Source organism: Petrachloros mirabilis, from assembly GCF_975968855.1.
In genome coordinates this window covers 1-8,348 of the sequence record NZ_CDLUDY010000089.1, presented here as the reverse complement: position 1 = coordinate 8,348, position 8,348 = coordinate 1, and the positions used below count along the sequence as shown (strand labels likewise).

Here is an 8,348-nt window from a genome sequence, read left to right as displayed (position 1 = left end):
TTTCGTCCCGTATCTCTTCCAATAATCGAATGGCTCTTCGGTTTACCCCGGCCAGTGCTTCTTGGCTGTAACCGAGGCGCAAGCCCCAATCAAAATTTGCCCGCCAAGTGGCACTCTCGAGAACCAAGCCGCATCGGAACCGTTTGGCGAGGTTGGCGTACGTGTGAAAGTAACGTCGAAGCGTCTGTTCGCCGTCTGGGCGTTTCAGCAAATCGAAGGCGGCGAAGTCCGGTAGCTCCAATCCTTCAGCGAAGATCAGCGTCGTTTCAATCCCGCCGTCTGTCAGGAATAGATCGTCATGAAGTTGTGGTAAGGCATCTCGGTAGCGAGCCATCGGCTCTCTTCTTAGCAGAGAACTCGCCAAGAATCTAAGCTAAACTTCCCTCGATGGAATGTCGATCGGATGAACTGATCCCTGGAATTTGGTGGACGGGAACCAGACTGTTTGAGACCTTCCGGGTGAAGTCGGCGACGCCACCGTGCAACGGGACCGCTCGGCATGTCCTCACGCCGAGCGGTCAGAAAAGCCTCAAGGCCTCCTTCTTTTTGGAAAATATCGAACCCGTTGCAGTTTCACAATCGTATCTCTGAGGTGAATAATTGCGACGATGTTAATCTCCACCTTCACTTGCCAGGAGGATAGCTGTCGATCGGCAGCATCAGGTGTGCATATGGCGTATCCGGCCACATCACCCATGGGCCTCCCGATGTGGATTTTGTCGGGAACTGTTTCAGTAGCGCCTTATCGGGCAAAAGCATCATCATATGAGCCTTCAGACCATCAACCCAATCATCCCCAGGCGCGGGCTTTGTGGCATAAGGATCGGTGTTGCTGACCGGGGTATCCCCTTGGAGCATATACGCGATTCCGACTTTTGTATAAGTGGGTTTCTTCTTGTTCTTAAGAGCGTCCAGAAGATTCAGCCAAGGATCGTTCATGCACCAAGGATCTGTACCGGAAGTGTCGGGATTATCCGGAAGGCATGTCCATCCGTTGGTCCCCTTCCGTAAGACCTTCATATTCCAATCCTTGATCGTCGCGTTCTTTGATATGGATGCGGGCCCGGCACTTTCGGCACTCCCAATGGCTCCATCATCGGCATGGGCTAAGAGTGGGAGAAACAAAGAAAACGCCAATGTGAAACAACCAAATACTTTCATGGCAACCTCCTTGGCTATTTGCTGGTTTTGATCTGGGCCACACCTGTGTCAATAACGTCCACGTCGTATTGGTTCTGATTCAGTGAGCCTGCGTGGATGATATTTTACTCGTGCCTTGTATTTCGTCAACGGCCTGCTCCGTTGTCCAAAGGGCACTGGCCAGGAATCGAAAATTGGTTATTGCGGCTTGGTAGCCATCGCCTTCCGGAACTTGTGCAGCCGCCGTGGCATCCTTGACGACGGCAACTTCGAATCCCTGCTCCAGTAATTCCCGCAAGTGAGCTTCTACGCAAAGATTCGCGGACATACCAGCCAGAATGACTTTCGTGATGCCGCGTTTTCTGAGCTGGAGGGTGAGATCATTTGTTTCCGGCCCATACACTTTATGGGGGCTGGCCACGACAGTTTTCCCGTCTTCGATGTAGGGCTTGTACTGCGCAAGCCAGTCTGCTCCTGAGCCGTCGAAGCCCTTCGTTGTCAACGCTCCCTTACGGTCAAACATGTTGATCGCATGCATCATCGTTTCCACCGCGCCGCCGAATTGCCATTCTTGATCGGTGGGATAGTAATAGTGGGGGGAAACGAACACGGGAATTCCCGACTTTTTCGCCATTTTCAAAAGGGTTTCGATGTGTTCGACGGTATTATTCGCGGTAACACTTTTGCCGACGACACCCCAGGTCACCCCTTCAGGACTAAGGAAATCATTCTGGGGATCGGTCAGCACGAGGGCCGTTTTCCCCGGCTCAACGATCATGCCGGGGTTTGGGAGCCCGGCGTGAACGTTTCCAGCTACGATCGCCGTAACAAGCAACAAGCTGATCCACAGGGTTGTTTTTATTGCGGAATTAATTTTCATGGCGGGCCTCCTTTTGTGTTGTTTATAGCGGTTGGACAGATTTATTGTATTGACGATCGGGACTATAGGTTAAATCAGCGTGCGATCAGGTCCGAATTGTGTGCGGTATTGTCTCTTCCGAATGACAGTGGAACATAAGGTAGGAAATTCCTTAGAGGAGGATCCCGTTGCGTCTGGATAAGATACTGTCAAACCTTCATATTCGGGTGGAACCCTTTGCCTTGTGTCTAATATGTGATGGTTGGCGGCTGCAACTGCCCGGCCCGTCTGAGGTGGTGCTTCACTTTGTGCTGAAGGGGAAGGGGAGCATCTTTTCGCAAGAGGACGGCGAACAGCGGATTTCAGCATGCAGCCTGGTCATTGTACCGCCTGGCATCCCTCATGTACTTGCGTCGGCCGGGCCCGTTCACTATGAAAAACGGATAGAAAAACCACCGGCAGATCGGGCCATTTGTCAACTTGTTGCGGGGCCTTGCGAGGATCCTAATTTCGTGGTGGCCTGCGGTATCGTTCATGTGACCTACGGCCAGTCCTTGGGTCTGTTTACTCGTCTCAAAAACGTTCTCGTTGCAGATATGGCAGGGAATGCGAGGGTCCCGGCAGCGTTTCAAGCCATCCTTGCTGAACAATCCCACCCTGGGCCTGGCAGTGAAGCATTGACTGCTTCCTTGATGAACGAATGCCTTGTGCACGCGTTTCGAAAACTTGCCGAAGGAGGGCCTCTCCCATGGTTGTCAGCCATAGAGGACGATCGGCTCGGGCGTGTGCTGGATCGAATCTTTGAAGACCTGGGTGGAGATCACACCGTGGAGTCGCTTGCTGATGCTGCCGGCATGAGCCGCTCGACATTTTCTGAGTGTTTCACCGAGGCATTTGGGCGGCCACCGATGACCTTCCTTCACCAGCTTCGCATGCAACGAGCCGCCAATCTCTTAACGGAGGCTTCCTATTCTGTAGAGCAGGTGGCCGCCCGGATAGGCTTTTCAAGCCGCAGTCACTTTTCTCATGCCTTCAAAGAACACCACGGCGTCTCACCTGCGCTATTCCGCGAACAGGCAACGCGCGGTTAAGGACACATCACACAAACGGGTAAGTGGCAAAGTGTTCTTCCGCAAGAGTAATATCATGATCATGCCGCCTGGCGTGTTTTCAGAAGAAACGACGGCGGTAGTCAGCAGAGAGTGCTAGATATCGGAGAAACCTTCAGGGAAGGTCATCGAATGAGAACAACATGGCGTAGAATGCGGGTATGGAATGCCTGTGCAGGAGTTTGTGCCGGACTACTGTTCTGGGTGGGTTGTACGCCGTCACCTCTTTCGAATGGAACGTTCAAGCAACTTCCAACTTCCGAGACTCCTCTTATTGTGTGGGGTCATCAGCCGGCGGTGGTCAACCCCGCAGTGCTTTGGTTTCGCGCACAAGGTGTGCCTGTCATCGAATCATCTGTTGTAAGGGAATATCTCCTTAAGCATGCGGATCATGAGACAGTCATGTTCGATGAATCGGCGGTGTTAGAAGCTGCGAGGGCGATGCATGCAAGTCAAGTCGCATTTGTGAGTCAAGCGGGCGATTTGCGCGCTCCAGCTGTGTTTGTTCGGGGGGTTGACGTATCGACTGGAGAGGTCGTCTGGATTGGAACCTCGCGATATTCTCGTTTCGCTTCAGATCCCGTCCCTCATACACTCGGGCTACTGACGTGCCACGCGCTCGAAGCTGTACGGAAAACCGAGGCCAAATCGGCGGAAGAACGATGCAGAATGTAGAAACCGGAGGCTGAAAAGTGATTCGGAGATTTGTCCAAAACGCGGCCGGTTTGAGGCTTCCCGCGGCTCTAGCACTTGGTTGCTTGGTGATGGGTTGTGCATCCCTTCAACAACAAACCGGTACTGTCCGTTCGGCGGCGGAGCAGCTGCTGCTGACTCAAGCGATCGAACGAAGCCTGGCCCAGGCACATTTGCCCATGTCGCCGGGCACAGAGTTTTCCGTAGAGGCGATTGGCCTTACTCCTCCTCAGGTTGTCGGCAACGATTCGGATAAAGAGTTCGCGAAGGAGCTTGTCGATTCCTGGCTGCTTTCTCAAGGGTTTCGCACTCGTGTCGGCGCGAAGGAACACAAAGTGCGTGTCATTATCCAGTCTTTAGGAACGCAGCAAGCTGAGACGTTTATCGGGATCCCTGCAATTTCCAGCTATTTAATCCCGTTTGCGCTCCCGGAGCTTGCGCTGTTCAAGGTCTCACGGCAGCGGAGTCTCGCGCGTTTTAAAATGGATGTTATCGATGTAAAGACCGGCGGACTCGTGTATACAACGCCGTTGTATGAAGGTGATGCGTATCTCTATCAATACGTCCTGCTTTTCGGATTTACGTTCCACTTGACCGATCTGGTTCCTCCGCCTCCTTCAGTCTGATTCTTTCACAGAGATCATTAATCTTGCCGCTGTGCCGCTTTCTTCCTAGAATACACAAGATTGCGAGGTGCTCATGGAACTCCGCCGTGACAAGCGTTTCCCTCTCACACATTCCACTGTGGTAATGAGATCGACGTTCGGCGAGTCAGAGGGGGTAGCTATAAACCTGTCGAAGCAGGGTTGTCTCGTCGAGAGCAGCAGCCGGGTGAATATAGGGGATGTCGTCGATATGCGCATTAGCGTCCCCGGTGAAGCGTCGCCGATTCATGTTGCGCGCGCTACCGTGAGATGGAACCTGGTCGGTAAAATAGGCGTGGGGTTTCTTACTGTGGAGCCCTCGGAGCAGGCAAGGTTGGAACGGTTTCTAGCCGGAATTGATTACGAGCAGGGGAATTGAAGAATTGAGAACATACACTGCATAATTTTCTTAGCTCTGCTTTCCCATGCGCTCACGTGCGTTTCTTCTTTTCAAGCGGTATCTTCCGCGGTCGTCCGGCACGTAACCGTACCTGCATGGGCCGGAAGCGGCGCCCCCGCTTTCGCTCCAGACGTTGAATCTCCAGCCGCATGCCCGTCTCGATCAGCTTCGCCAGAGTCAGTCCTTTCATCTGATGGACCGCCGTGCGCGCCAATGCCAATAATTCAGGGTCAACGACTATGGTGAAGCGCGATCGGGACTTTTTGTGGAAGGGTTTTTTCATTCAAACTTGTCTGCCAGTGGGATCGAAAGTAACGATAGGCTACTTTTTCTAGGTAGAAGCTGTCAACAGCAAGATTTACAAAATGCTCCTATATCGAGAGGTAGGACGCCACATGCCCAATACGGAGATTGTCCTCATTGTTTGACCCCCTGATCGGTCCGGCTCCCCAGATCGCGTACCAAATTAGATAGTCCTGTTCGAAATCTCTTTGGCCAGCCGGTAGCCTCGAGCTGACAAGTGCTTGAAATTGCAGCGTTCATGCGGGGCTTCGGTTTTGCTTCCCCCTTCATCCGGCTCAATCCGGCGGTTCCAACCAGAAAGAACGGAGGATGGGATTATGGGGCATCAAATGTCTGCATCTGAGCACTATAAACATGGTCTTGTGCTCAAGCGTGTGCAAATGTTTTATCCTGCAATCGAGGATTTTCGAAAAGCCGCCCTCGATCCCCAATATGCCGGGAAAGCGTGGGTACAGATCGCCCTATGCTTGCGGTCTCTCGGCCGTCATGAGGAAGCTGTGATGGCGTTCCGGAAGGCCTTGGCGACGCGTATATTTTCATGGGAAGAAGAGCGATACATTCTCTATCATATAGGCCAGACGTTGGAAACGTTAGGCCGGTATGCCGAAAGTCTCGAAATCTATAACTGGATAAGAAATGAAGATCCTGATTTCAGTGACGTGGCGCAACGAATAGCGTATCTGACCTCTGGGGGGTACGGGCTCAGTGCGCGGTCCAAAGGTTTGTGGCATGCGTCGATGGAAGAACTGTGGTCACGCGGCAGACAATTGAAGCCTCAAATGGCGTCGTTCCTGGCGCAGACGGGACGATGGCTGAATCGTCATGCAGAACATCTGACAACGCAGCGGCTGTTTGAAAGAGGAAGTGCCGGCACTCATAACGGGTCCGATCAGCGCGCAACTCAATCGCTCACCTCAAAGCAACATGGTCGCCCGGTGTCGCGGGATCGTGCCATAGAAAACCGGCGGCATACTCGGGTTCCGGTCCGTATGCGGAGCCACTTTTCATCGAACGGCCGAATGGTTGCCGGCGAAGGCGAGTTGCGCGACCTCTCGCCGTGGGGGTGTCGAATAAAGAGTGTGGTCACCGTCCCGGTGGGGGAGAGCTTAGAGTGTTGCATATTCCCGCAGGATACGGACAATCCGTTCATCATCGACGGAGCATCGGTTCGGTGGATCAGTCCGCAGGAATTCGGCCTTGCCTTCACTAAGATCCGTCCAGGTGTGCAGCGGCAAATTGCGCAGCTGTGTCGAACACGCACGATGTCACGGAACATGTAATAATGGCGCCAGACCAAGACAAGGGTTATAGGAAATCGAACGGAGGAAGTTGCCGCCCCTTCCTAGCTCCTAATGCTCATGACGGTGATGCAGTTCCGACAGGTGCGGATGATCATGCGTCAGAGGCAGGTGCCGGTGTGGGTGCGCGTGTGGTTCCTGAGGAATAAATTCTCCCTCGTGGCTATGATTGTGATGTTCTTCGTGATGATGGAGGTGATCGTGCTCGATTTCCTCATGCCGGTGCATATGTGTATGGTGTGCGCGAAGGAGTAAGGCCACTCCGGCGATCATCAGGAGGGTGGCGGTCAGGTCCTGCATACTCCAACGCTCGCCCAAAACCGGCACGGCTACCAGTGCCCCGATGAAGGGAGCCGTGGCGAAGAACCCCGCCTCGCGCGCCGCACCCAGCAGCCTGAGCGCACGCATGTCGAACAACAAACTGATCCCATAACTGATAAGCCCCAGCACACAAGTTACCAGCGTAATCGTGACCGACGGCCACTGTTGGCCGGTGAGGCCAGCAAGGCCAAGCAAGCCGAAACTCGCGCCGAGGGTCTTGATACGTGTGACCACCAGCGGGTCACGAAGTGAGAGACGTTGACTCAGATTATTATCGATCGCCCAGCAGAAACAGGCGGCTAGAACAGCAAGAATCCCTACTGCGTCGCCACGGATCGCGCCGGGCTGATAGGTGAGTATCCCAGCTGCGACAACGATCGTCAGCACGGCAGCTAGTTCACGGCGGATTAGGTGTTCGCGAAAAACGAGCACAGCGACCAGTACGGTGAACGGAGCTTCAAGATTCAGGAGCAAAGAGGTCAGAACACCGGACAGGCGGTCAAGTCCAAACAACATCAGGAAGGGGCCTAACATGCCGCCGGTGAGAATCACCCCTGCCAATATCCCGGCGTCGGCCCGACGAACCGGGGCTTCCTTCGCGTTCGACTGCAACCAAGGACGTCCCATCACCTCGAAGAGGAGCAATCCAACGCCTGCGCCGAGATAGAGCAAGCCTGCAGTGAGTACCGGACCGGTCTCCGGCAGCAGCAGCTTCGCGAAGGGAGGACTTATGCCGAACAACAGGGCAGCTGCGAGTCCGAAGAAAGCACCTTGCTGTCGCGATCTGTTCATGGAAAGGGAGCTTACAGGGGATATAGCGCAGCCGCAACGGGGGAACTCTCACCGTGTATCGCTGAAAATCAATTCTTGAGAAGCAGGAAAGAATGTGAATGACGCCAGCCGCCGCGGAATGTGACTGGTCGGGACAACCGCGTGAGGGGCGATTAAAAAGGAGTCCCGACTCGACAACTCGCAAACTGGAAAGTAGCAGAGCCATTGTGTTGCTCGGCTGCAAGACAATGGTTAAGTCACGACCGAATCCAATGGAAATCGGACAATCCAATTCACGCCGATTCGCTTGAAAACAACGGCAGGGCATGTATCGGCAGAATTGAGGCTGCGTTGAAGTGCAAAATACGAACGGCGGCAGAGAGACCTGTGAAGGTCGCTCGCCTTAGCGGTTCTTCTCGCGAGCCACTGATTTATTTCCCATCAACACGACGCCGTTGGGGGAGGCCGAAAATCCAAGCTGCTCGTAGAAACTCACCAAATTAGGTTTACAAAAGAGCAAGGTTGCTTCCACCTTGCCCAGCACGGGGTGATTCGAGATATCCGTTATTAACCGTTGTCCCAGCCCCCTGCTACGAACGTTAGGGTCTACGATTACATCCAGCACGAGCGTACGAAAAATGTGATCTGTCAGCACGCGGGCGAAGGCCACGAGCGTGCCGTCTTCCTTAGTATAGCCAAAGACGAAGTCAGATTGACGGACCATGACCCGCACCTCATCCAGTGAGCGACCTTTGGTCCACCACTCGTTCTGGCACAGTCTCCAGAGATCTTCGATTTGTGAATCCAGTA

Annotated in this window: 10 protein-coding genes and 1 pseudogene; 5 read left to right on the top strand and 6 right to left on the bottom strand. The window is 53.8% G+C overall.

Annotated elements, in window-relative coordinates:
- The 3 genes and pseudogenes from ACWVCN_RS03780 to ACWVCN_RS03770 all read right to left on the bottom strand — a co-directional run.
- Nucleotides 1–334: pseudogene (locus ACWVCN_RS03780) on the bottom strand (homocysteine S-methyltransferase family protein); the annotation flags it as partial.
- A 290-nt stretch (nucleotides 335–624) separates the two neighbouring features.
- Nucleotides 625–1,161 (bottom strand): hypothetical protein, encoded by a 537-nt coding sequence (locus ACWVCN_RS03775; protein WP_455244181.1) that lies wholly within the window; start codon nucleotides 1,159–1,161, stop codon nucleotides 625–627.
- Between the two features lie 79 nt (nucleotides 1,162–1,240).
- Entirely contained in the window at nucleotides 1,241–2,020 is a 780-nt protein-coding gene (locus ACWVCN_RS03770; protein ID WP_455244180.1) for a cysteine hydrolase, read from the bottom strand.
- 167 nt (nucleotides 2,021–2,187) lie between these two features.
- On the opposite strand from ACWVCN_RS03770, the gene ACWVCN_RS03765 reads away from it, so the two are divergent.
- The 4 genes from ACWVCN_RS03765 to ACWVCN_RS03750 all read left to right on the top strand — a co-directional run bounded on the left by ACWVCN_RS03765 (nucleotide 2,188) and on the right by ACWVCN_RS03750 (nucleotide 4,824).
- Entirely contained in the window at nucleotides 2,188–3,090 is a 903-nt protein-coding gene (locus tag ACWVCN_RS03765) for a helix-turn-helix domain-containing protein (RefSeq protein ID WP_455244179.1), read from the top strand.
- A gap of 150 nt (nucleotides 3,091–3,240) precedes the next feature.
- Complete coding sequence (locus tag ACWVCN_RS03760; RefSeq protein ID WP_455244178.1) at nucleotides 3,241–3,783, top strand: hypothetical protein; 543 nt, start codon at nucleotides 3,241–3,243, stop codon at nucleotides 3,781–3,783.
- An 89-nt stretch (nucleotides 3,784–3,872) separates the two neighbouring features.
- Nucleotides 3,873–4,427 (top strand): hypothetical protein, encoded by a 555-nt coding sequence (locus tag ACWVCN_RS03755; protein ID WP_455244177.1) that lies wholly within the window; start codon nucleotides 3,873–3,875, stop codon nucleotides 4,425–4,427.
- A gap of 73 nt (nucleotides 4,428–4,500) precedes the next feature.
- The gene (locus ACWVCN_RS03750) at nucleotides 4,501–4,824 is read left to right on the top strand and encodes a PilZ domain-containing protein (protein ID WP_455244176.1); all 324 of its coding nucleotides are present in this window, start codon (nucleotides 4,501–4,503) and stop codon (nucleotides 4,822–4,824) included.
- Nucleotides 4,825–4,876: 52 nt separating this feature from the next.
- Here ACWVCN_RS03750 and ACWVCN_RS03745 read toward each other — a convergent pair whose 3' ends face one another.
- The gene (locus ACWVCN_RS03745; protein ID WP_455244175.1) at nucleotides 4,877–5,128 is read right to left on the bottom strand and encodes a hypothetical protein; all 252 of its coding nucleotides are present in this window, start codon (nucleotides 5,126–5,128) and stop codon (nucleotides 4,877–4,879) included.
- A gap of 337 nt (nucleotides 5,129–5,465) precedes the next feature.
- On the opposite strand from ACWVCN_RS03745, the gene ACWVCN_RS03740 reads away from it, so the two are divergent.
- Nucleotides 5,466–6,428: a PilZ domain-containing protein gene (locus ACWVCN_RS03740; RefSeq protein ID WP_455244174.1), complete on the top strand. Its 963-nt coding sequence runs from the start codon at nucleotides 5,466–5,468 to the stop codon at nucleotides 6,426–6,428.
- 69 nt (nucleotides 6,429–6,497) lie between these two features.
- Here ACWVCN_RS03740 and ACWVCN_RS03735 read toward each other — a convergent pair whose 3' ends face one another.
- On the bottom strand, nucleotides 6,498–7,559 hold the full coding sequence (locus ACWVCN_RS03735; RefSeq protein WP_455244173.1) for a DMT family transporter: 1,062 nt from the start codon (nucleotides 7,557–7,559) through the stop codon (nucleotides 6,498–6,500).
- Between the two features lie 382 nt (nucleotides 7,560–7,941).
- Nucleotides 7,942–8,348 (bottom strand): GNAT family N-acetyltransferase (locus ACWVCN_RS03730; protein ID WP_455244172.1); only part of this gene is annotated, 407 nt, incomplete at its 5' end.

Excerpts from the sequence above, each read along its gene's own strand:
- ACWVCN_RS03775 (WP_455244181.1), bottom strand. The coding sequence starts at position 1,161 with ATGAAAGTATTTGGTTGTTTCACATTGGCGTTTTCTTTGTTTCTCCCA.
- ACWVCN_RS03770 (WP_455244180.1), bottom strand. The coding sequence starts at position 2,020 with ATGAAAATTAATTCCGCAATAAAAACAACCCTGTGGATCAGCTTGTTG.
- ACWVCN_RS03760 (WP_455244178.1), top strand. The coding sequence starts at position 3,241 with ATGAGAACAACATGGCGTAGAATGCGGGTATGGAATGCCTGTGCAGGA.
- ACWVCN_RS03755 (WP_455244177.1), top strand. The coding sequence starts at position 3,873 with ATGGGTTGTGCATCCCTTCAACAACAAACCGGTACTGTCCGTTCGGCG.
- ACWVCN_RS03750 (WP_455244176.1), top strand. The coding sequence starts at position 4,501 with ATGGAACTCCGCCGTGACAAGCGTTTCCCTCTCACACATTCCACTGTG.
- ACWVCN_RS03745 (WP_455244175.1), bottom strand. The coding sequence starts at position 5,128 with ATGAAAAAACCCTTCCACAAAAAGTCCCGATCGCGCTTCACCATAGTC.
- ACWVCN_RS03740 (WP_455244174.1), top strand. The coding sequence starts at position 5,466 with ATGGGGCATCAAATGTCTGCATCTGAGCACTATAAACATGGTCTTGTG.
- ACWVCN_RS03735 (WP_455244173.1), bottom strand. The coding sequence starts at position 7,559 with ATGAACAGATCGCGACAGCAAGGTGCTTTCTTCGGACTCGCAGCTGCC.